Annotated in this window: 22 protein-coding genes; 15 read left to right on the top strand and 7 right to left on the bottom strand. The window is 39.5% G+C overall.

The features are described from left to right. Nucleotides 1-2: 2 nt before the first annotated feature. From GQR52_RS01250 to ruvX, 5 genes are all read left to right on the top strand, one after another. Nucleotides 3-503: a hypothetical protein gene (locus GQR52_RS01250; protein ID WP_165727193.1), complete on the top strand. Its 501-nt coding sequence runs from the start codon at nucleotides 3-5 to the stop codon at nucleotides 501-503. A gap of 69 nt (nucleotides 504-572) precedes the next feature. Beyond that, nucleotides 573-1,307, top strand: a complete 735-nt coding sequence (gene rsmE / locus GQR52_RS01245) for a 16S rRNA (uracil(1498)-N(3))-methyltransferase (protein ID WP_165727192.1) — start codon at nucleotides 573-575, stop codon at nucleotides 1,305-1,307. Between the two features lie 54 nt (nucleotides 1,308-1,361). Continuing rightward, nucleotides 1,362-2,312, top strand: a complete 951-nt coding sequence (gene gshB / locus GQR52_RS01240; protein ID WP_165727191.1) for a glutathione synthase — start codon at nucleotides 1,362-1,364, stop codon at nucleotides 2,310-2,312. 155 nt (nucleotides 2,313-2,467) lie between these two features. Next, on the top strand, nucleotides 2,468-3,025 hold the full coding sequence (locus GQR52_RS01235) for a YqgE/AlgH family protein (protein WP_007585401.1): 558 nt from the start codon (nucleotides 2,468-2,470) through the stop codon (nucleotides 3,023-3,025). Between the two features lie 38 nt (nucleotides 3,026-3,063). Next, nucleotides 3,064-3,513, top strand: a complete 450-nt coding sequence (ruvX, locus tag GQR52_RS01230) for a Holliday junction resolvase RuvX (protein ID WP_008170791.1) — start codon at nucleotides 3,064-3,066, stop codon at nucleotides 3,511-3,513. A gap of 89 nt (nucleotides 3,514-3,602) precedes the next feature. Here ruvX and GQR52_RS01225 read toward each other — a convergent pair whose 3' ends face one another. Together GQR52_RS01225 and GQR52_RS01220 are read right to left on the bottom strand one after the other, a co-directional pair. Beyond that, nucleotides 3,603-4,739, bottom strand: a complete 1,137-nt coding sequence (locus tag GQR52_RS01225; RefSeq protein WP_010553294.1) for a PilT/PilU family type 4a pilus ATPase — start codon at nucleotides 4,737-4,739, stop codon at nucleotides 3,603-3,605. 9 nt (nucleotides 4,740-4,748) lie between these two features. Then, nucleotides 4,749-5,789 carry a type IV pilus twitching motility protein PilT gene (locus tag GQR52_RS01220; RefSeq protein ID WP_007585408.1) on the bottom strand — a complete coding sequence of 347 codons (1,041 nt, stop codon included), beginning with the start codon at nucleotides 5,787-5,789 and terminating at the stop codon, nucleotides 4,749-4,751. Between the two features lie 2 nt (nucleotides 5,790-5,791). Here GQR52_RS01220 and GQR52_RS01215 point away from each other — a divergent pair, with 2 nt between their 5' ends. From GQR52_RS01215 to GQR52_RS01180, 8 genes are all read left to right on the top strand, one after another. Beyond that, complete coding sequence (locus GQR52_RS01215; RefSeq protein WP_007585410.1) at nucleotides 5,792-6,505, top strand: YggS family pyridoxal phosphate-dependent enzyme; 714 nt, start codon at nucleotides 5,792-5,794, stop codon at nucleotides 6,503-6,505. A 17-nt stretch (nucleotides 6,506-6,522) separates the two neighbouring features. Next, on the top strand, nucleotides 6,523-7,344 hold the full coding sequence (proC, locus tag GQR52_RS01210) for a pyrroline-5-carboxylate reductase (protein ID WP_002962567.1): 822 nt from the start codon (nucleotides 6,523-6,525) through the stop codon (nucleotides 7,342-7,344). 27 nt (nucleotides 7,345-7,371) lie between these two features. Continuing rightward, on the top strand, nucleotides 7,372-7,905 hold the full coding sequence (locus GQR52_RS01205; protein WP_007585413.1) for a YggT family protein: 534 nt from the start codon (nucleotides 7,372-7,374) through the stop codon (nucleotides 7,903-7,905). 60 nt (nucleotides 7,906-7,965) lie between these two features. Then, entirely contained in the window at nucleotides 7,966-8,409 is a 444-nt protein-coding gene (locus GQR52_RS01200) for a DUF4426 domain-containing protein (protein ID WP_165727190.1), read from the top strand. Between the two features lie 4 nt (nucleotides 8,410-8,413). Beyond that, nucleotides 8,414-9,013: an XTP/dITP diphosphatase gene (locus GQR52_RS01195; RefSeq protein ID WP_007585416.1), complete on the top strand. Its 600-nt coding sequence runs from the start codon at nucleotides 8,414-8,416 to the stop codon at nucleotides 9,011-9,013. Further along, on the top strand, nucleotides 9,010-10,146 hold the full coding sequence (gene hemW / locus GQR52_RS01190) for a radical SAM family heme chaperone HemW (RefSeq protein WP_024590676.1): 1,137 nt from the start codon (nucleotides 9,010-9,012) through the stop codon (nucleotides 10,144-10,146). Before GQR52_RS01195 ends, hemW begins: the two co-directional genes overlap by 4 nt. A 68-nt stretch (nucleotides 10,147-10,214) precedes the next feature. Then, the gene (locus GQR52_RS01185; protein WP_165727189.1) at nucleotides 10,215-12,050 is read left to right on the top strand and encodes a DUF885 domain-containing protein; all 1,836 of its coding nucleotides are present in this window, start codon (nucleotides 10,215-10,217) and stop codon (nucleotides 12,048-12,050) included. Nucleotides 12,051-12,140: 90 nt separating this feature from the next. Next, nucleotides 12,141-12,809: a hypothetical protein gene (locus GQR52_RS01180; RefSeq protein WP_165725178.1), complete on the top strand. Its 669-nt coding sequence runs from the start codon at nucleotides 12,141-12,143 to the stop codon at nucleotides 12,807-12,809. On the opposite strand, the gene GQR52_RS01175 is transcribed toward GQR52_RS01180, so the two are convergent. Beyond that, complete coding sequence (locus tag GQR52_RS01175) at nucleotides 12,792-13,235, bottom strand: hypothetical protein (RefSeq protein WP_007585421.1); 444 nt, start codon at nucleotides 13,233-13,235, stop codon at nucleotides 12,792-12,794. The two genes, GQR52_RS01180 and GQR52_RS01175, sit on opposite strands and share 18 nt — an antisense overlap. 322 nt (nucleotides 13,236-13,557) lie before the next feature. Beyond that, nucleotides 13,558-14,274, bottom strand: a complete 717-nt coding sequence (locus GQR52_RS01170) for an SIMPL domain-containing protein (protein WP_024590673.1) — start codon at nucleotides 14,272-14,274, stop codon at nucleotides 13,558-13,560. 114 nt (nucleotides 14,275-14,388) lie between these two features. On the opposite strand from GQR52_RS01170, the gene GQR52_RS01165 reads away from it, so the two are divergent. Together GQR52_RS01165 and GQR52_RS01160 are read left to right on the top strand one after the other, a co-directional pair. Next, nucleotides 14,389-17,058, top strand: coding sequence for a bifunctional acetate--CoA ligase family protein/GNAT family N-acetyltransferase (locus GQR52_RS01165; protein WP_165727188.1), 2,670 nt, complete (start codon nucleotides 14,389-14,391; stop codon nucleotides 17,056-17,058). Further along, on the top strand, nucleotides 17,058-18,011 hold the full coding sequence (locus tag GQR52_RS01160; protein WP_165722135.1) for an ion transporter: 954 nt from the start codon (nucleotides 17,058-17,060) through the stop codon (nucleotides 18,009-18,011). The genes GQR52_RS01165 and GQR52_RS01160 overlap by 1 nt, the downstream gene beginning before the upstream one ends. Before the next feature lie 16 nt (nucleotides 18,012-18,027). On the opposite strand, the gene GQR52_RS01155 is transcribed toward GQR52_RS01160, so the two are convergent. Genes GQR52_RS01155 through GQR52_RS01145 form a run of 3 tightly spaced genes read right to left on the bottom strand, consistent with a single transcriptional unit; the run spans nucleotide 18,028 to nucleotide 23,175 of the window. After that, on the bottom strand, nucleotides 18,028-22,530 hold the full coding sequence (locus GQR52_RS01155) for an EAL domain-containing protein (RefSeq protein ID WP_165727187.1): 4,503 nt from the start codon (nucleotides 22,528-22,530) through the stop codon (nucleotides 18,028-18,030). Nucleotides 22,531-22,555: 25 nt separating this feature from the next. Then, on the bottom strand, nucleotides 22,556-22,957 hold the full coding sequence (locus GQR52_RS01150; RefSeq protein WP_010553303.1) for a GNAT family N-acetyltransferase: 402 nt from the start codon (nucleotides 22,955-22,957) through the stop codon (nucleotides 22,556-22,558). 14 nt (nucleotides 22,958-22,971) lie between these two features. Continuing rightward, nucleotides 22,972-23,175 (bottom strand): DUF3283 family protein, encoded by a 204-nt coding sequence (locus GQR52_RS01145; RefSeq protein ID WP_002962585.1) that lies wholly within the window; start codon nucleotides 23,173-23,175, stop codon nucleotides 22,972-22,974. Between the last annotated feature and the right edge of the window lie 33 nt (nucleotides 23,176-23,208).

Raw genomic sequence — 23,208 nt, 5'->3', positions numbered from 1 at the left:
AAATGCAACAAGGTCCTAGCTCTATGCCACTTGAAATAACGAATTACTTGTTAATTGACATAGACAACGAATTTAGCCGAGCATTTGCCGAATACTATGTAAATAATAATGGTAAAACAAAAGCGAGTACGCTTATTGCAGCAGGCAGTAATACCCGCCAGTTAGTAAAAATGATGTTTGACGAACTTATTAAAGACTATAGTTATTGCGACCTTGAAAACGAAATAAGCGTTTCTGAATTAATTAACTATCTAAAAGAGCATCATAATTTAAATGGTGTACTTTTTAATAATGCCGACTACTTACTCGCAAGTGATAAACAGCGCTTTATTTATAACTCGTTACATGAAGATCGCTTTTTAATAAACCTTGATGATACAAGCTATACACTAAGTCGGGTTACTGACGAAACATTAACCGAACCGTCGCAAAATCATCACGATATAGCGCACACACCACAAGATTTAATAGATCTCGCCGAGCAACTTAATAAAAATAAATAATTGCGCACAGCTGCCAGCTTACTTACCATAGCATTATATATTTTTACGCTAAGTAGTAAGTGACGCCCTATGCGAGTTCCTCATATTTATCAAACATCGAGTATTGCCCTAAACACCCCTGTAACTTTAGATGACGATGCTGCTGGCCATATTGGCAGAGTGCTGCGCATGAAAGTAGGCGAACATGTATCTATTTTTAATGGCGAAGGCGGCGAATACCTTAGTGAAATAATTGAGGTAACAAAAAAAACAGTCGTCGTAATGCCATTGGAGCTTAATCCTCACGATGTAGAATCCCCGCTTAAAATTCATTTAGGCCAGTGTGTTTCGCGTGGCGACAAAATGGATTTTACAATTCAAAAGTCGGTTGAACTGGGTATTACCGAAATCACCCCACTTTTTAGTCAGCGCTGTGGTGTAAAACTAATGGGCGATCGTCTTGAAAAAAAACACCAACAATGGCAAAAAATTGCAATAGCAGCGGCAGAGCAATCTGGGCGTAATTTTGTGCCAATTATTCATCCTCCTGTAGATTTAAAACAATGGCTTGCACAACAAACCAATGCAATTAAGCTCACTCTTCATCCTCGTGCTGAGCACAGCATTAAAACCATTACGGTACCTAAAGATGGCGTACGCTTTTTAGTCGGCCCAGAAGGTGGCTTTACCGACGATGAAATGGCACTAACTAAACAACTAGAATTTGTGGATATTCGCTTAGGCCCGCGCGTTTTACGAACGGAAACAGCCGCTTTAACGGTCTTAAGTGCATTACAACTTCAATTTGGCGATTTAGCTAATTGAAATAACTAAAAGCACCCTCATATAAACAGTAACATTTATAGTAAGGCACAGCGCATGGCAATTAAGTTAGGTATTATTTCAGATCCTATTAGTGGATTTAACATCAAAAAAGACACCGGTTTTGCAATGATGATGCAAGCGCAAGAACGCGGCTACGAAATTTATTATATGGAGATGGATGATTTATCTCTTCGTAAAGGTAAGTCGTACGCTACAGCGTCTAAAGCGCAAGTGTTTAATAATGCAGAAAAATGGTACGAGCTTGAAGAAAAAGCCACTATAGCCCTTGCCGACCTTGATGTTATTTTAATGCGAAAAGATCCTCCTTTTGATACCGAATACATTTACGCGACGTATATTTTAGAGCGTGCAGAACAAGAAGGTACGTTAATAATTAACAAGCCACAAAGCCTTCGCGATGCTAACGAAAAGCTATTTACAGCATGGTTTAGCGAACATACGCCAGACACACTTGTTACACGTAGCCAAAAACAAATTCGTGAGTTTTTAGCGCAGCATAAAGACATTATTTTAAAACCCCTTGATGGCATGGGTGGCGCATCTATTTTCCGCCTTAGAGAAGACGATGCCAACATTGGTGTAATTTGTGAAACGCTAACAGAGCACGGCAGCCGCTTTGCTATGGTGCAAAATTACATCCCAGAGATCAAACAAGGCGACAAGCGCGTATTGGTTATTGATGGTGAGGTTATTCCGTATTGTTTAGCGCGAATTCCACAAAATGGTGAAACACGCGGTAATTTAGCTGTTGGCGGTCGAGGCGAAGCGCGTCCACTTAGCGAGTCAGATTTAAAAATAGCGCAAGCGGTTGCACCAACGCTTAAAGAAAAAGGCTTAATATTTGTAGGTTTAGATATTATTGGCGATAAATTAACTGAAATTAACGTAACTGCACCAACGTGCGTACGCGAAATTGAAGCTGCTTATGATATTTCAATCACGGGTATTTTATTTGATGCCATTGAAAGAAAGCTAGATAAATAAGTATCTACCTATCGTTATTAAAAGCACTTTCGTGTCATAAATTTTAATATAGTTGTTAACTATTAATTTTTAAACTGTATGAAAGTGCTTTTTTAGTTTTAAAAACAAAGGTATGTGCCATACTCAAAGTTCATTAACTAAAAAGGGTGAAATCTATGCAGTCATTAGAAAATCATTTTTTAATCGCGATGCCGTCGATGCAAGACCCTTTTTTTAAACGTGCTGTTACCTATATTTGTGAGCACAATGAAGATGGGGCTATGGGCTTGGTAATAAACCAACCTATTGATGTTACTGTTGGCGAACTTTTAGATAAAATAGAAATTGATAACGACAAAACTCAAAACGCAGCAAAAGTAAGTGTGTTTGCAGGCGGACCCGTTAAAACTGACCGTGGTTTTGTTTTGCACTCTCCCCAATCAGGTTATTCAGCAAGCCAAAAACTCAGTAGCGATATTATGATCACTACCTCAAAAGACGTTTTAGCAAGCTTAACTACCGCACAAGCACCTGAACAATTTATTATTACATTGGGTTATTCAGGATGGGAGCAAGGACAACTCGAACAAGAGTTACTTGATAACAGTTGGTTGATCATAGAAGCCGATCCGAAGATCATTTTTGACACCCCCGTTGAAAAACGATGGGAAAAAGCAGTTTCAATGTTGGGCTTTGATATTAGCCAACTCAGCCCTGAAGCTGGTCACGCATAATAGTAATTTAACCCTTAGCAAACTTAAACAAGATACACATGACAAAAAAATCGCTTAAGCCGCAAGGCGAACGCACTGTAATGGGCTTTGACTTTGGCACCAAAAGTATTGGTATTGCTATTGGGCAAGAGCTAACAGGCAGCGCGTCTAGCCTTAAAGCTGTAAAAGCACAAGATGGCATTCCTAACTGGGACCATATTGCTGTACAAGTAACCGAATGGCAGCCTGACTTAATGGTTGTTGGCTTACCACTAAATATGGATGGAACGTCACAAGAGGTTACCTTTAAAGCAAAAAAGTTTGCCAACAGATTACATAATCATTATGGCATTCCAGTGCAAACACAAGACGAGCGTTTAACGACTGCGGATGCTAAAGCGCGACTTTTTGAAAGTGGTGGCTATAAAAACTTAGGCAAAGGTAACGTAGATAATATGTCTGCGGTTATTATTTTAGAAAGTTTTTTTGAGTCTAGTTACGGTGAATAAACAGATTATATAAATAACCTGTTATATAAATAAAAAGCGCCAATTGGCGCTTTTTTTATATTAAGTATTTATATTTATTACTTTTTAAATTATTGATCGCTATTTTTATCGTCAAGGCCATCAATAGTAACGCCTTGTAAAAAGCCCGCACCTTGCTGCTCGTTATTGCGCAGTTTAATCATTAAACGTAAATCATTTGGCGAATCAGCATGATGCAGTGCATCAGCGTAATTAATTCGCTGCTGTCTATACAGCTCAAATAATGCTTGGTCAAAGGTTTGCATGCCCATTTCTTTCGATTTAGCCATTGCCTCTTTAATACCACCAATATCACCGTTTTTAATCAGTTCAGCAACCATTGGTGAGTTAAGCAATATTTCAATAGCTGCAACACGGCTTTCACCATCAGCAGTCGGTACTAATTGCTGGGCCACAATTGCACGTAAGTTAAGTGCTAAATCGTACTTAAGCTTATCGTGTTTTTCTTTTGGAACTAAATGCATAATACGGTCAATCGCTTGGTTAGCATTATTAGCATGCAGTGTTGCAACACACAGGTGCCCAGTTTCGGCAAAGCTTAGTGCGTATTCCATAGTTTCTTGAGAGCGAATTTCACCAATCAAAATTACATCGGGAGCTTGGCGTAATGAGCTTTTAAGTGCTGACTCAAAGCTTTCGGTATCAAGCCCTACTTCGCGTTGAGTAATAATACTTTTGCGATGCTCATGAACAAATTCAATCGGATCTTCAATAGTCAGTATATGACCACGTTGATGTCGGTTACGGTAACCAATAAGTGCGGCTAGCGAGGTTGATTTACCCGTGCCAGTACCACCGACGAACAAAACAAGGCCACGCTTAGACATAATTACATCGGTAAGAATAGAAGGAAGACCTAGCTCACTCACATCAGGTATTTGCGTAACAATGCGACGAATAACCATACCTGCTTTATCGCGTTGCCAAAAAGCAGAAATACGAAAACGCCCTTCGTCGGTGGCAATCGCAAAGTTACATTCTTTCGTTGTATGAAACTCTGCTTTTTGCTTTTCGCTCATTGCAGATTCTACTAACTCAAGCGATTGCTCATCAGTAAGCCTATCGTCACTTAGGGCTGTTAGCTCACCGTTTATTTTTGCGCTTACAGGTAGCTGACTCGATACAAATAAGTCAGAACCTTTTTTCTCAATCATGATGAGTAAAAAGTCGTTTAAAGATAAAGCCATAATAGTTTCTTACCCGCCAAATTGTGTTTTGTCTTGTGCTTTTTCTTTCGCTGCCGCATTTGTAACAATGCCGTGATTAACTAAATTAGTTAAACATTGATCCATTGTTTGCATGCCCACAGACGCACCGGTTTGAATAGACGAGTACATTTGTGCAATTTTGTCTTCACGAATTAAGTTACGAATAGCAGGTACTGCAATCATAATTTCGTGTGCTGCAACTCGCCCGCCACCAATCTTTTTAAGCAGTGTTTGCGAAATAACAGCACGCAAAGATTCAGATAACATTGAACGTACCATTGATTTTTCTTCACCTGGGAATACATCGATAATACGGTCAATGGTTTTTGGTGCAGATGTTGTATGCAACGTGCCAAACACTAAGTGACCCGTTTCAGCAGCGGTCATTGCAAGACGAATTGTTTCTAAATCACGTAACTCACCGACCAATATTACATCTGGATCTTCACGCAATGCACTACGTAGCGCGTTTGAAAAGCTATGAGTATCGCGATGTACCTCACGTTGATTAATAAGGCTTAATTTATTATCGTGAACAAACTCGATTGGATCTTCTATTGTTAGAATATGGTGATGTTTATTTTGATTTATATAATCGACCATAGCGGCAAGTGTTGTCGATTTACCAGAGCCCGTTGGGCCCGTCACTAACACGAGTCCACGTGGGGTATCGGAGATTGTTTTAAAAATATCTGGCGCACCTAAATCATCAAGCGTTAACACTTCACTTGGTATGGTACGAAATACCGCAGCAGGCCCGCGATTAGAGTTAAACGCATTCACACGAAAACGTGCTAAATTAGGCACTTCAAACGAAAAATCCACTTCGAGATTTTGTTCATAGTCCTTGCGTTGATTATCGTTCATAATATCGTAAACCAGACTGTTTACGTCTTTGTCTGCAAGGGCTGGTATATTAATGCGGCGAACATCACCGTCTACGCGTATCATAGGTGAAACACCCGACGATAAATGTAAATCGGATGCTTTGTGTTGCACACTAAACGCTAATAATTCGGTAATATCCATTTATGACTCCACAACTAACTGATAAATATATGGTTACAATAGCAGAACGACTCACATCCGCCTACGCTAGAATTGCAGACGCGGCAAAAATTGCACAACGAAACACTAACGAAGTCACTCTACTGGCAGTGTCTAAAACTAAACCAAGCGAAGATGTTATTGCAGCTTATGAGCATGGTCAGCGCGAATTTGGTGAATCTTATGTTCAAGAGGCTATAGATAAAATAGCTCAACTACAGTCATATAGCGACATCATTTGGCATTTCATTGGCCCTATTCAATCTAATAAAAGTGCTTTAGTGGCTGCCAACTTTGATTGGGTGCAAAGTGTTGATCGCATAAAAATAGCGAAACGATTAGATTCCCAGCGCCCAGACGATAAACAGCCTCTTAATATACTTATTCAAGTAAATATAAGTAATGAAGAAGCGAAGTCGGGTTGCCACCGCGATGAAATAGATGAACTTGCCGATTTTATTAACCAATGTGAGCACTTAACACTTCGAGGTTTAATGGCGATTCCCGCTAAAAGCAACGATCTGGATACGCAAATTCAATCTTTTGAGCAATTACAAACTTGCTTTGATAAACTAAAGACCCAATATCCTCAAGTAGATACTTTGTCGATGGGTATGAGTAACGATGTTGAAGCTGCCATTAGTGCAGGCTCAACCATGGTAAGGATCGGCACAGACATTTTTGGAACACGAACTTAAAAGGTGATAACAGATTTATGTCAGATAAAAAAATCGCATTTATAGGCACAGGTAATATGAGCTACGCCATTATTGGTGGCATGGTAAAAAACGGTTTTAACGCAAGTAACATTATTGCGACTAACCGCAACCAAGAAAAGCTTGAAAAGGTAGCCTTTGATTTCAAGGTGCAAACCACCAGTGACAATAACGAAGCCCTGCGCGATGCTGATGTAATTGTTTTGTCTGTTAAACCACAAATGATGGGCGATTTATGTAAATCGTTTCAAGAGTCAGGCGTAGATTTTAGCGATAAACTGTTTATTTCTGTTGCTGCTGGCTTAACTGTAAAACGTTTACGTGAAATGCTAGGTCAAGACGTTAAAATGGTACGTTGTATGCCAAATACACCGTCTTTATTAGGCCGTGGTGTATCAGGTTTATATGGCGCGGGCGAAACACAAAGCGAACACGAGTTTGTACAACAAGTTTTTGAATGCACTGGCATTGTTGTATGGGTCGAAAAAGAATCACAAATTAACGATATTATTGCTGTGACCGGCTCATCACCAGCTTACTTTTTCTTATTTATGGAAGCCATAGAAGAAAAAGCCAAAGCGCTGGGCTTTAATGATGAAGACGCTCGTCGTTTAGTACAACAAACAGCTCTTGGCGCTGCTGAAATGGCACTTAGCCAGCCTGATATTAGTATTTCGCAACTGCGTTCAAACGTAACATCTAAAGGCGGTACGACTCACGCAGCTGTTGAGCACTTAAAAGATGAAGGCTTAACTAAAACCGTTGGCGATGCAATGGATGCGTGTATTGCGCGTGCAGAGCAAATGGAAAAAGAACTTTAAAACCACTTTTTTATTGAAGGTTACACTATGAATGCCATGCAATTTTTAATCAGTACCCTGTTTGATTTGTTTTTAATGGTGGTATTACTGCGCTTTTGGCTGCAGTGGGCAAAAGCCGACTTTTATAATCCAATGAGCCAGTTTGTGGTTAAAGCCACTTCGTTTGCGGTAAAACCACTGCGTAAAATCATTCCGGGATTTGGCGGACTTGATTTAGCATCTCTGTTGCTGGCATTTATAGTGGCTGTAGCCAAAATTAGTACTTTAATGCTTGTTATATATAATGCGTGGGCAATACAGCCTGTAATTATACAAGCACTTATAACGGTACTAAAAGAAGGCCTTAACTTAGTTTTTTGGGTACTTATTATTCGCGCTATTTTAAGCTGGGTTAGCCAAGGTTATAACCCTATAGAAGCGGTTTTCCATCAGCTTACTGAACCAATGCTAAAACCAATTCGTAAAATATTGCCATCAATGGGTGGCTTAGATTTATCAGTTTTAGTACTTATTATTGGTATTCAGTTTTTGCAAATGCTGCTTATGGATTTTTTAGTCTAATATGGATTTTTTAATTAGAGGCCCAAAGGCCTCTTTTTTATATGTTTTGAGGAATACATAATGAACCGTTTAATTAAGTTTTGTTTTATTGCTTGTTTAGCATTTGTATTTAACGCGCAAAGCGAAGAAATGCAAGGCGCACAATATAAAGAGCTTGGCCCTTGGCAAGTGCATTACATCGCCTTTCCTTCTACTTTTATTCAGCCAAAAATAGCAAAAGCGTATGGCCTTGAGCGAAGCGGATACAAAGGCATTGTGAATATTTCTATTTTAAAAAATGATGCCGAAAACACAGCCCAAACAGCAAAGCTGACTGGCACAGCTAAAAACCTACTTGGCAACAAACAAACGCTTACTTTTAAAGAAGTAAAAGAAGGTGATTCAATTTATTACCTTGCCCAAGTTGATTATACCAACGAAGAGATTTTACGCTTTGAGATTGAAATACAACAAAGTAATCAATTTCAAAAATTACAGTTTCAGCAAAAATTTTACGTAGATTAATAACATGACCAAAACTTTAGTACTTGCTACAGGTAACCCTGGCAAAGTAAATGAGCTAGCTAACATGCTAAGCCCTCTGAATATTAATGTAGTTCCACAGAGCGATTTTAACGTAGGTGAAGTTGCCGAAACCGGCACTACCTTTGTTGAAAATGCCATTATTAAAGCGCGTCATGCCGCTAAAATTACTGGCATGCCTGCTATTGCCGATGACTCAGGTTTAGAAGTTGATGGCCTAAATGGCGCACCCGGTGTTTACTCTGCCCGTTTTGCAGGCCCAGGTGCCAGCGATCAAGATAACATTGATAAGTTACTCGTAGACTTGGGTAATAACCCTATCCGTAGTGCTCGTTTTTGGTGTGTACTGGTATTAATGCGCCACGCAGATGACCCTACCCCCCTTATTTGCAGTGCAAGCTGGGAAGGCGAAATTACGCTCACTCAAAATGGCAACGGTGGCTTTGGTTACGACCCTGTATTTTTTGTACCAGAGAAAAATTGTACCAGTGCTGAGCTTACAAAAGAGCAAAAAAATGCAGTGAGTCATCGCGGCCAAGCACTACAAAAACTATTGCTAGAGCTACAGCAAAAAGGCGGCCTGTGAACCTTCCACCACTGAGCTTATATGTGCACGTACCTTGGTGCGTGCAAAAATGCCCGTACTGCGATTTTAATAGCCACGGGCAAAAAGGTGAAATACCTGAAGCTGAATATGTTCAGCATTTAATTGATGATTTAAAAGCAGATTTGCACTTAGTGCAAGGACGTAAAATTCACAGTATCTTTATTGGTGGCGGTACTCCGAGCTTATTAACTGGTGCGGCTTATACTCGTTTATTAAATGAAGTCGACAACCTAATTGGTCTTGAAGAACACTGCGAAATTACCCTTGAAGCCAACCCAGGCACAGTAGAAACAGGTCGCTTTAAAGATTACGTAAAAGCAGGCATTAACCGTATTTCTATCGGTGTGCAAAGCATGCAAAACGACAAGCTAAAAGCACTGGGGCGGATTCATGGCAGTGACGAGGCTAATTATGCTGCGCAGCAAGCTAAAGAAGCCGGTTTAAATAGCTTTAACCTTGATTTAATGCACGGCTTACCAGGGCAAACACTTGACGATGCACTGAGCGATTTAAAGCAAATAATAGCGCTCGATCCTCCTCATATATCGTGGTATCAACTAACTATTGAACCCAATACTCAATTTGCTTCAAAGCCACCTACCTTGCCACAAGATGAAACACTGTGGGACATACAAGAACAAGGCGTCGAGTTACTCGCGCAAGCAGGTTACATACAATACGAAATATCAGGCTATGCAAAACCGGGCTATCAGTGCCAACATAACTTGAATTATTGGCGTTTTGGCGATTATCTCGGTATTGGCTGCGGCGCGCATGGTAAGGTTACTGATGCAAATACAGGGCTTATTACGCGTACTGAAAAGGTTAAACACCCACGCGGCTATATGGATTTAATCAAACCGTATATGTACAAAAGCTGGCATGTAGAGCAAGACGATTTAGCGTTTGAATTTTTTATGAATCGCTTTCGCCTTGTTGAGCCTTGCCCAATTAATGATTTTAATAAACTAACAACACTGCCACTGCAAAGTCAGCAAAGCGCATTAAACCAAGCAATTAATAAAGGTTTATTGACTCAAACAGACAGCCATTGGCAGGTAAGCTTAAAAGGTCATCGCTTTTTAAATGACCTGCTAGAATTATTTGTGTAGCGCCCAGCGCTACACAAAAAATAAATATAAAACACCCTAATGGGTTTCTAACAACAAAAGGGAAAACAATGCGTAAACTTACTTTTATTGCGGCCGCAGTAAGCGTTGCACTACTTGCTGGTTGCCAGCAAACAACACAACAAGCGACTTCAGCTCCTATTGCACAAGCAGTTCAATCACAACAAAGTGAAATAGACAAAGCCAATGCATTTTTTGAAGATACATTTAACCGCGACGTAATGAGCAGTCCTGTATATCAAACATACATGGGTATTAAGCAAGATTACGATAAGTGGGATGATGGCAGCGAAGAAAGACAGCTTAAAGATTTAGCGCAAACAAAAGCTGACCTAGTTGCACTAAAAGCAATCAGCCGTGATTTATTAGATGATGCAACAAAAGTTAGCTACGACTTAAAAAAACAAGATCTTGAAAGCTCAATTGCTGACTTTAAATGGCGTTACCATAACTACCCTGTGAACCAAATGTTTGGTACGCATTCTATGATCCCTGCGTTTTTAATTAATCAGCACTCAATTAGCAATGTAAAAGAAGCTAAAGACTACATTTCTCGTTTAAATGGTGTAACTGGTGTTATTGATCAGCTTATCGTTGATTTAACTGTACGTGCAGAAAAAGGCATCATAGCCCCTAAATTTGTATTCCCGCATGTTATTGATTCAAGCAAAAACATTATTCACGGTGCACCGTTTGAAAAAGGCGATGATTCTACCTTGCTTGCTGACTTTAAACGTAAAGTAACAGCGCTTGAAATTAGCCAAGACGAGAAAGACTCGTTAATCAGCGATGCATCAGATGCATTAAAATCGGCTGTTAAACCATCTTACTCTAAACTAATTAATTACCTTGCACAGCTTGAAAAACGCGCAGATGATCGCGATGGCGCATGGAAATTACCTGATGGCGAAGCGTTTTATAACAACGCACTTAAGCGCACAACTACAACAGATTTAACTGCTAAAGAAATTCATGCAATTGGTCTATCTGAAGTGACACGTATTCATGATGAAATGCGTGAGATTAAAGACAAAGTTGGCTTTAAAGGCGACTTAAAAGCGTTTATGCAGTTTATGAAAACTGACAAGCAATTTTACTACCCTAATGATGCACAAGGTAAACAACGCTACCTTGATGAAGCCACTGGGCTTATTGATACAATGAAAACGCGTTTAGATGAGTTATTCATTGTTAAACCAAAAGCAGGTTTAAAAGTAAAAGCGGTTGAAGCATTCCGTGAAAAAGCAGCAGGTAAAGCCTTTTACCAACAGCCTGCTCCTGATGGTTCACGCCCAGGTGTTTACTACGCTAACCTTTACGATATGGAAGCAATGCCAACGTATCAAATGGAAGCGCTGGCATACCACGAAGGTATTCCGGGACACCACATGCAAATAGCTATTTCGCAAGAACTAGAAGGTATTCCTAAGTTCCGTAAGTTTGGTGGCTACACAGCGTATATTGAAGGCTGGGGTTTATACTCAGAGTTCATTCCTAAAGAAATGGGCATGTACTCAGACCCTTACTCAGATTTTGGTCGTCTTTCAATGGAATTATGGCGCGCATGTCGCTTAGTGGTTGATACGGGTATTCACGCAATGAAGTGGACTCGCCAAGAAGGTATTGATTACTACGTAAATAACACGCCTAATGCAACATCTGACGGTGTTAAAATGGTTGAGCGTCACATTGTAATGCCTTCACAAGCAACAGCTTATAAAGTGGGTATGCTTAAGATTTTAGAGCTTCGTGAAGAAGCTAAAATGCAACTTGGTGATAAATTTGATATTCGCCAGTTCCACGACGTAGTGCTTAAAAATGGTCCTGTACCACTTAATGTACTAGAAAACTTTGTTAATGAATGGGTAGCAAGCAAAAAGGCTTAAAACCAATTTAAACAATTGCTTTAAATATGAAAAGGTCGCATTTGCGACCTTTTTTGTTTTATAGTAGTAAAAAAGATTTTGGAAATAATAATGGATTTAAGCATACAACTACTTAATGCGCGTATTTCAAAGCAGCAGTTAAATGAGCTCGATAACGACTTTAGGCAGTTAAGCCCTGCTCAGCAAACTTTGCAGCTTAACCATTTATATGACAGCGCCCAACGGTTGAGTGTTAAGTATGACTTTATGCAAAACATAGCAATCCGTATATTAAGTACTAATACAGCACCTTCTCTATTTATTAACCAACTCACTAATATTGACGCATTGAGCTTTTTTACTCCAGCGCTGAGAGTAAATAAAGGCTTTTTAGTACAAGATACTCAAGGAAATAATGTACTGCACAATGTGTTTAAGCATGCCGATGCTACAAAGCTGCCATTTAACTATGTACGCTCTTTAATGTTGTTTGAATCAAATGATGACTTAGTTAAAGCGTTGGCGCAGCCCAACTCTCACGGATTAACACCAGTTGCCTGCTACATTGCCTATGCAAATAAATCGAGCACACCGGTAAAGCATGAATTCTCAGCTTTGTTAGCATTAATGGAAATAGAGCAAAAACAAAATCCTAACGCAAAACAGCAGCTTGCCAACGTACTAAAAGGGCAAAAAGTTAACGAGACCACAATTTTACTGAGCGCCGCTTACTTGCAACGCTCAACGGCGCAAGTTGCTCACTTAATCAAGGCGCTTTAATTCACTCACAACTTCTGTACGCACACTGTCTATGGCATGTGTAATAGATTGCGCAGCACTTTGCTGATCAACCATATTTGGCCAATTTGTTTGCCAGACCTTTTGTAAGTCTTTTGTTTTTAAATGTACTTTATCAACGGCTAAGTAGCTTAAGTCATGAATTAAGTTAACTTTAACCCAGCCTTTTCTAGGGCTGCCATCTATTTTGTTATTATCGTAATGTGCCGCAAATACAATAAGCTCAAGCTCGGCTAGTTCTTGTAATATTTGAAAGCTAGCAATGCGTGTATTGTTGTTCTCTTCACTTGCCTCCATTCGCCATGCATTATAACTAAAGCCAATAAACGCAAACACCACGCTCGCTATAGCAGTAAAAAAATACGAACGGGGCGCCAGTACAAACTGACCATATTTAGACTCTGACATATTATTTCCTAGGGCCTGTTTATCTTTCGAGGTTAAATTTACAGCAGTATGTTTGGTATTTAGTCAAGGCAGAGCCTATGCAGTGTGGTTATTCCCCATTAATAGGCGATAACGTGGAATAAATGCCAAACATGCGCTGCCCGAAGGGTTCTGCCTAGGGGCAATTTACTCTTTGTTGCCTACATGGATGTAGGTAAGGGGCGTGAGCAGGACGCGGAAGCTTTGCTCGGTTTTTACTTAGCCCGCTAGGTTACAAACCTCACGCCGCGATTAAATCGGCCCCTAGATTGAACAAATTTTAATCCTGAAAGGTCAACAGGCCCTAGTCATTTAAATAATATTCAACACTGGTTACCACTCTTATATTTTTTATTTGCGGTGTGTTTGAATCTCGATTACTGATACTAAATTGCCCTTGGCGAGCTGTTTTTATTTTGCCTAATTTTGAATTAGAGTCTTTAGCAAATTTATTAGCGACTTCACGCGCTTTTTCAGTTGCTTCTTGCACCATCGCAGGTTTTACATCATTGAGGCCAGTAAAAATATATTCAACTTTTGTTTCGTAGCTGTCCTGCACTATTGCGATATCTTGTTTAGCAAGTTGGCTCACTTTGCTCAGCGCGTTTTGCACTTTATCTGGCGCATCAGAATAAACAATAATATTTGAGCGCACTATGTACCTAAATTGCTGATTTTCATTACTGTATTCACGTGCTTGCTTATCAATAACTGACTGGCTGCCTATTGTTATTTCATCGTCGTCAAAACCATGCAGTTTTAAAAAAGCAGTTACAGCATCATTTTTTTTCTCAACTCGGCTGACTAATTTTTCAAGATTATTGTCGGCATCACTAAATTGCAGAGGCCAAATTACCGTATCGGCTATAACTTCTCGCTCGGCCAATCCCTTAACCTGCACAGTACGTTCCATCTCTTTTACACTGAGAGCTGTGCTCTTTAAAATAAACCCTAAGCTAATTAAGCCTATACTTAAACAAATAGCCGCTATAACAATGTAAAAACCGGGGGTTTTATTCACAATAATCTCCTTGATTGATATCAATAATAAGCATCTAGACGCTCGAAATAACACAGTAAACAGGGTACATTGAGACTATAAATAACGCAAAATTTAATCAGCCTAGGAAAAACCATGAGCCTTAAGCGCATTACCCAGTTTTTTAACCCAAGCTCAGTGGCCGTTATTGGTGCCTCTAATATATCAACTCGTGCTGGTTTTGTGGTTATGCGCAACTTACTTCAAGGCGGTTTTAAAGGGCCGATAATGCCCGTTACTCCAAGCCATAGCGCAGTACATGGCGTACTTGCTTACCCCTCTATTGCTGACTTACCAAAAGTACCCGACCTAGCTGTTATTTGTACTAACAAAAATACCTTAATTGATATTATTGAGCAGCTTGGAGAGCTTGGCTGTAAAACCGCTATTGTTATTGCCGATGGGCTGTCTGGAGAGCAAAAAAGCGCACTTAAAGCATGCGCTCAAGCCAAACAGGTTACTTTGCTTGGACCCAATTGTTTGGGCTTGCTGATCCCTCATATTGGTTTAAATGCGAGCTTTTCACATACAGTAGCAAGCCCAGGTAAAATTGCATTTGTATCGCAATCAGCAGCAGTATGCTCAACCATTTTAGATTGGGCTAAAAACAAAGAAATTGGCTTTTCATATTTTGTATCGGTAGGTGATTGCCTTGATATAAACTTTAATGAACTACTCGACTTTTTAGGTCGTGATGCTAAAACCAAAGCTATTTTACTTTACATTGACAACATTGAAGATATTCGTGGCTTTATATCAGCAGCAAGAGCTGCGGCCTTTAGTAAACCTGTAATTGCAATTAAAACAGGTAAAACAAGTGCAGGCGCACTTGCAGCCGAAATTCACACCGGCGGAAAGCAAAGCTCTGATGCTGTTTACGATGCGTTATTTCAGCGAGCGGGTATGCTGCGCGTAAATGATTTACGAGAGCTATTTGCAGCGACACAAACACTCGCCATGCATCCAAAATTATTAAAAGTAGAGCAACTAACAATTTTAACTAATGGTGGCGGCCCGGGTGTTATGGCCGTTGATGAGCTAATTCAAAGCTCCGGTAAATTAGCCGAGTTGAGCATTGAAACCCGAAATGCGCTAAATAAAGTAATTCCGCAATCAGAAACCACCTCAAACCCTGTGGATATTTTTGGCGACTCAGCACCTGCGCGTTATAAGCAAGCATTAGAAATTTTACTGCACGCGAAAGAAGTTAAAAACTTACTGATTATCCATACTCCCTCAGCGCTTGCGCCCAGCGAAGACTACGCCAACATTATTGTAGAAACCTTACAAACATTACCCAAAATGGCACGCCCTTACGTTATAACTAATTTTATGGGGGAAGACGCATCTTACGCCGCCAGAAAAGTGTGCTCAAACAACGCAATACCAACTTATAGAACACCAGAGGGTGCTGTTGGCGCGTTTATGCACTTGGTAACGTATCGCCGTAACCAAAAGCATTTAACGCAAACACCTGAGTCGAATACAGATGACGCAAAAATAAATAAAGTAGCAGCTAAAGCGCTTATTAATGAGTTTTTAGATGACGGACAAAGCTACTTACCTACCCATCAGGCAAGCCAAGTATTAAATCACTATGGTATTACATGCATTCAAACTGAGGTGGCTTACACCCCAACAGAAGCCAGAGAGCAAGCCATAGAACTTGGTTTTCCGGTCGCGTTAAAACTTATTAGCCCAAGCATTGCTTCAAAGTCTGAAGTAGGTGGTGTGGTGCTTAACTTAAACGATGCCAACGAGGTTGAACAAACCGCTTTTGCAATGCTTATCCGTATTAAAAACACTTATCCGGATGCTGTTATTGAAGGGTTTTCATTACAAAAAATGGCGCCGCGAGCAGGCGCAAATGAGCTGCGAATTGCGATTAAAACCGAGCCTAATTTTGGTCCTGTTATATTATTAGGTGAAGCAGGAACCGGCCTTGAATATGCGCAAGCCGCTGTTGCTCTGCCTCCACTAAATATGAACTTAGCAAAGTATTTAATTGCCGCAGCGCACGATAAAGGCGTACTAAAGGAGCGCATATTACCCGAAAAAGTTGATAAGTATCGTTTGTGTGCACTGCTAACGCGTATTTCTCAGTTAGTTATTGATCAACCTGACATAAGCTCAATGGAACTTAATCCTATACTTGCCAGTAATGGACAGTTTTTAGTGCTCGATGCCACCATGACACTTAGCCGTTATCAAACCCAAAGCAATCGTAAGCGCTTATCTATTCGCCCCTACCCTATTGAGCTCGTAGAAATAGTAACACTTAAAAACAACACTCAGGCTACGCTCAGACCAATAAAACCAGAAGACGAGCAAGCTCATAAAGCATTTGACGAGTCACTTAATAAAGAAGACAGATATAAACGCTTTTTTGGCGAACTACCACAATTTAACCACGATCAACTCGCTAAAATGACGCAAATTGATTACGACCGTGAAATGGCGTTTATTGTGTGCCAACGCTTTGAAGGTAAAACTCGCACATTAGGTGTGTCTCGCGTCATTATGGACCCCGATAACCTGCATGCTGAGTTTGCCATTGTAGTACGCTCAGATTGCCAAGGTTTAGGGCTTGGTCGCATACTAATGAGTGCAGCAATTAACCACTGTAAACGTCAAGGTGTGGAATCGATTGAAGGCATAACCTTACCAGAGAATACAGGGATGATTGAGCTTGCCCGTAAGTTAGGTTTTAAAATTAGTCGCGACTTTGAAGAAGGCAGTATTAACATGGTACTTAAACTTAAATAATGAATGAACCACACACTTTAAGACAAAAAATGGCTTGCCTGTTTGAAGGCACAGGCCAGTACCATCGAGCGGGACATATTCTTGATATTGCACTCATTAGCTTAATAATGATCAACGTTGTAGCCATTGTTATTGAATCAATCCCAAGTGTGGCAGAGCAGTATTACAACGAATTCTTAGTTTTAGAAATTGTCTCGGTCGCTATTTTTGCTATTGAGTACTTAGCCAGGCTTTGGGCTTGCGTAGATAAAACACGATATGCAGCAATGGAAGGGTCTCATACCAAACGTCGGCTTAGCTATTTTTTCTCTCCTTTGGCAATTGTTGATTTAATTGCGATTTTACCAAGCTTAATGATGTTTTTATTTCCTCTCGATTTACGTTTTTTACGCGTGCTCCGACTATTAAGGGTATTTAAACTCACTCGCTACTCACGCGCCATGCAGCTACTTTTAAAAGCCTTTAACGATGAAGGTAGTTCATTAATGGCTGCTTTTTTTATTATGGCCGTCGTGCTTATTTTAGCTTCATGCGGAATTTACTTAATTGAGCACGACATACAACCCGATAAATTTGGCTCTATTCCTGCGGCTATGTGGTGGGCAATGGCAACACTAACAACCGTTGGTTATGGCGATGTAGTACCTATAACGCCATTGGGTAAGTTTTTCGGCGGGGTTATTACACTACTGAGCATGGGAATGGTTGCAATACCTACCGGTTTACTGGCGTCTAGTTTTTCAGAACAAATACGTAAACGCCGCCAATTTTTTGAAGATGCCGTACATGAACAAATTCAAGATGGCACCCTTAATAATACTCAACAAGAACACCTAGAAGAACTACGCTATAAATTAGGCTTGAGTAAACTAGAAGCTAATAAGGCCATTAAAACGCAGTTGAATGAGCATAATAGCCATTTGTTTTGCAGGCACTGCGGTAAAAGGCCTTAAATAAGTACTGCTATTATTAATTAAATATATCACTCCAATTGCGATTAATAAGCGGTAGTACTTCGGTATTAGGTACCGGTTTACTAAATAAGTACCCTTGAAAATGCATGCATCCTCGCGCCTTTAAAAAGGCGAGTTGGTGCGAGCTTTCTACGCCTTCAGCTACACATTCTTTACCTAAACTATCTGCAAGCGCGAGTATTGATTGAATAATAGCTTCATCGTCAGAATCTATGCCTATGTCTTGTACAAAGCTTCTATCTATTTTTAATACATCAATAGGAAAACGCTTTAAATAAGTAAGCGATGCGTAACCCGTACCAAAATCATCCATGTACAATCTACAGCCCAACTTTTTAAGTTGTTCCATGCTGTGTAGCGCTTCTTTTGAATCACGCATTAATATTGATTCGGTTATTTCAAAAACAATTGCCTCAGACGACACTCCTGAATTACTTAACGCTTTTTTAATTTCAGGAACAAGATCTTTAAACTCAAAATCAAGAGCCGATAAATTAATAGATAAATACAGGCTAGGTGAGGCTTTTCGCCACTCTTTTAGCTCTAATAAAGCGCGCGCAAAAGTCTGCAGCATAATTTTTGTAATTAGGCCTATACCTTCTGCTGCCACCGAAAACTCTTGAGTTTGCACAAGCTTATTTTCAGGCCAACGCAGCAGTACTTCAAAGCCTTCTGTTTTTTGACTTTCAGCGTTAATGATAGGCTGGTAGTAATTACAAAATTCTTCTTCTTGATACGCTTTAGTTAGCTGAGACTCAAGATGCAACGCTCTTTGAACATGCTGATTCATCTCTTGCTTATAAAACTGATAACGGCCCTCTAAAGAGTCTTTTGCATGATATAACGCTATGCTCGCAGCTTTTAAAAGCGCAGAGCCTTGCTGTGCATCATCTGGTGATATAGACACACCAATACTTAAATTAACGTTTACAACTTGGCCATTAATCGTAATATTTTGATTCACACAATCCATCAACTTAGTGCATATAATGAGTACTTGTTCGATTTGCTGAATATCTTCCACCAGTACTACAAATTCATCGCCACCAAATCGAGCAACACTATCAGATGGACGCAAGGAGCATTTTAAACGCTCAGCGACTTCTTTAATTAGCTCATCAGCAACTGCATGCCCCAAAGAGTCATTAAAGTATTTAAAACGCTTAATATTTATATGTAATAAAGCAACTTTACATTCGTGAAATTTTGCTTGCTCAAGGGCGTGTTCAACGCGGTCATTAAATAATGTACGATTTGGCAACCCTGTTAAGGCATCGTAGTTGGCCAATAAGTGCAGCTCGTTTTCGGCTGATTTTTGTGCGTTTATATCGGTTAAAATAATGACATAGCTATTAAGGCGCTGTTCGTTATCGGCCACTGCACTTATTTTCACAAGTACATGACGCGACTCACCACTTGCTAAAACTACACTGTCTTCACACGAAAAGTGTTCTCCAATAGATAGCTTTTGCATTATGCGTAAATAATCAAAACGATTGCTGCGCGATATACCTAAATTTAATGCTCGACTAGATAACGACTCAGCAGAGAAGTGAAAGGCGGTTTGCAGTGATTTATTAGAAGCCCGAATATTTAAATTTTTATCGAGGATAAACACCCAATCACGTGTTTGCTCAAATGCTGCCGTAAATAGTAAAGCGTGTTCTTCAAACACCATCTCACGGGTCATATTTGTGTAGGTACCCGCTACTTTTTGTGGCGTTTTATCATCCCACTCAACGACTTTTCCAAAATCCTTATACCAGCGCCAATAGCCTTTTGCATGGCGCAGGCGGTAGGTGCAATTAAAGTAACCTTTATCGGTAGATAAAAACTCAAGCCACTCTAAGCGAAATAGCTGTTTGTCTTGCGGATGAATTTTAGATAAATATTCATCTAGGCTCACGGTTTCATTTTCGTAGCCTAACTCACTCGCTAAGCGAGGTTGGTAAATACTTGGATTACTTGATTCCCAATCCCAAACACCCGATTCGCTGCCTTCAAGCGCTAGCTTTAAACGCGCTTCGCTTTCTTTACTTTCTTTATTTGCTGCCAATAAAATACGCTGAATTTTATTACGGCGCATAACCCACATAGCAACAAAGCCAATAAACAGCATGCCATAAAGCACCATAAAATAAGGTGCACGCCAAAGTGGATACTTTACTTTTATTTTTAAAATAGCAGGCGAGGTATATTCGCCAGTCAGGGGGTCTTTAGCCCAAACTTTTAATTGATAATTACCTGGATTCAATTTTGGAAACAATACACGGTTGTTATTTCGGGTATAACTTTTTTGTCCGTTATCGAGTTGATACTCATAAATGATGCGTTCTTGATTACTAAATGCCATGGCCGAAAATGCAACTTCAAGCCCTATATCATCATGGTTTAACACAACCTCGTTGAGCGGTTGTTTTAAATCAAGCGATAAATCTCGTGACATTAAATCAACTCGCGTAATATTTACGTGATCAATAAGCGACTGATAGTTTTGGTTTTCCATTGGATGAAAATAAGTAAAACCTTTTAAGCTACCATACGCAATATGGCCATCTTTAAGCTGTGCCATGGCGTTGCTATTGAACTCAGCAGAGAGTAGCCCTTCTGATGTAGAAAATTGCTGAAAATGAAGTGTTTCTGGGTTTAATCGCCAAATGCCTTTATGGCTACTCATCCAGATCATGCCATCATCATCTAGCACCATATCGTATAGCAGAGTGCCTAATTTATTCCTCTCTAAATCGATTGTATGGACTAATTGATAAGTAGATGCGTCAAGGCCTATTAAGCCGAAATTAGAAAGTGATATCCACAATATATTGTTGTTATCAATTAAGTAAGAAAGCACACTAATGGCTACGTTTTCATGCTGTTTTGGCACTTTATAAATCATTTTAAGTGCTAAATCACTTGGGTTTACTTGGTATAAAATACCGGCATTAAAAAATAATGGTGAATCTGGTTTATTGCTCAGCGCAGGTAAAAAGCCATGGGCTAAAAAGGGTTCAAATTGATCAAACTGACCACCCAAACGCGTTATTACTTGAGAATCTATATTGTATATAAATACCCCATGATCTGAGTGCACAAAGTATAGATCGCCATTTGGCATTAATGTAACGCCATGTACCCTACCGGTAATTAGCTCCTGATTAGCAGGGTTATGTACTTTAGGTTCACTAACTTGATGCGTTACAGGGTCAAAAATAAACAAACCACGATTTGTATAAAGCCATAAATTATTTTTATAAGGCGTTATTTCATATACGGTAAACTCAGTGGTGAGTAAGTCGACTTTGTAATCTTTTAAATAAGCTTTACCAATATTTGTTTTTAAATCAACCTCGGTAATACCGTTATGCGTTGCAAGCCAAAGCTTGTCTTTATATTCGGTAATTCCCCAGATAGAGTGATGCGATAAACCATCCCCCCCGAGCAAAGTGCCATCGACATTATTAAAATGATAGCTGTCATGAGATAAATAAAACGCACCATCAGTCTTAGTCGCAACCCACGTACCACCCGATTTATCTTTAGCCATATCAATAATACTGGTATCGGCAAGTGTGTACTTACTTTGGGCTATTCGAGTGTTTTTAATCATCTCCCCGGTGTTTAAATCAAATTTAAACAAGCCTTTGTCGGTAGCTAAATCTATTGTTCCGTGTTCGTTTACTATGCTCCACACATTTAGGTCACTTAGTAATACTTTACTTTTAAAAGGTAAATCTGGGCGTTCAAACATTTTTGATAAGTTACTAATATCAATTTCGTATAAGCCTTGTACCGCCCCTACTAACAACTGTTTATTTTCACCTAATGCGAAAGACTTAACATTATTTTGGTAAATATGCTCAGCTTCACCTTTTAAATGCTGCAGGGGTCTAACTTGCTCTGTGGCAATATCAAATACGTATGCGCCATGGCTTGTACCTATAAATATATAACCATTGTAAGCAAACAGCTTTCTCACAAGAGTATTTTTATATTTAGCAGGCAGCTCAAAAATAGTTGTTATTTTTCCGGTTGCGATATCAAGCTTTGCAAAATCGCGGCCTCGCCCAATCCAAAGTGTTTTTTTATCAACGGCCACCATACTAAACACAGACTGATTGATAATCTCTTCTTCACTGGTAGGTTTTTCTAGGAATTGCTGATATGAATCTGTTACGGGGTCGTACCTAAATAGGCCTGCAAGTAACGAGGCAATCCAAATATGTCCTTGAGGGTCTTGGTAAATACGATCAATGATCGCCTCTTCTAACTCACCATTAGGGCCATTTATTGGAATAACTTGATAGCCATCATAACGATTAAGCCCAGCCTCAGTAGAAAGCCAAAGGTAACCATTAGTGTCGATAAGCATTGTATTAACGTAGCTTTGCGATAAGCCTTCGCTTGGAGATAAACGTTTTACTTGTGCGCCTACTTGGCAACTTAGGATAGTTATTAAAACTACAAAGCAACTAATGATCCCATTAACGCATTTACTCATGCTTATTCCATATTATTATTTATTATTATGGGTACTCTAGAGCGACTATATTTCGATGTTTGTAAGTATCAAAAAGTACTTGTAAAGCAAGAGTATATGTTAACACCTGGTTAAAACCAATAGCACAATATAAATCAACTACGTTTTTATATGCGAAGGTATTAATCATCTTATCTTGCGACTTTAAGAGTGTTGATAATAGCTGTTTAGCAACACCTTTACCGCGATGTTCCAGCGCAACAAACACGGTAGATAAAAATAAAAACTCTGTTTTATCTTGCAGCCTACATGCTGCAACTATTTCATTATTATAGTAAGTAACCCATACCTTATCTTGTTTATTAGCCCGTCCTCTTACATTATGTTTTTTATAAAATTTATTAACGAGTGGAACTTTTAGCCCATCCAGCAATTCAACTATATACATTTTTATATCAACACTTAGCTAAGCATTAGCGCTAAATATTGCTCAAATTTTTGCTTCAAAACCATTTGTTCAGCCATTGGACGGCTATGGATTGTATTATAAACTTGCTCTCTCGTTTTTTTATTTCGCTTAATTTGATACGCCCAAAAAGACGCTTCATAATCTAACTGAATTTGGTATTTTTCTTCACGTGGCAATAGGCATAAATTAAAACTCACAATACTTCCTCATTCGCTTTTAAAATTATTTGA

The sequence above is a fragment of the Pseudoalteromonas sp. 31A1 genome (assembly GCF_011378815.1).
Taxonomy (GTDB): Bacteria; Pseudomonadota; Gammaproteobacteria; order Enterobacterales; family Alteromonadaceae; genus Pseudoalteromonas; species Pseudoalteromonas arctica.
Note: the sequence above shows the minus strand (reverse complement) of the source record. Positions and strands in the feature narration are given on the sequence as shown.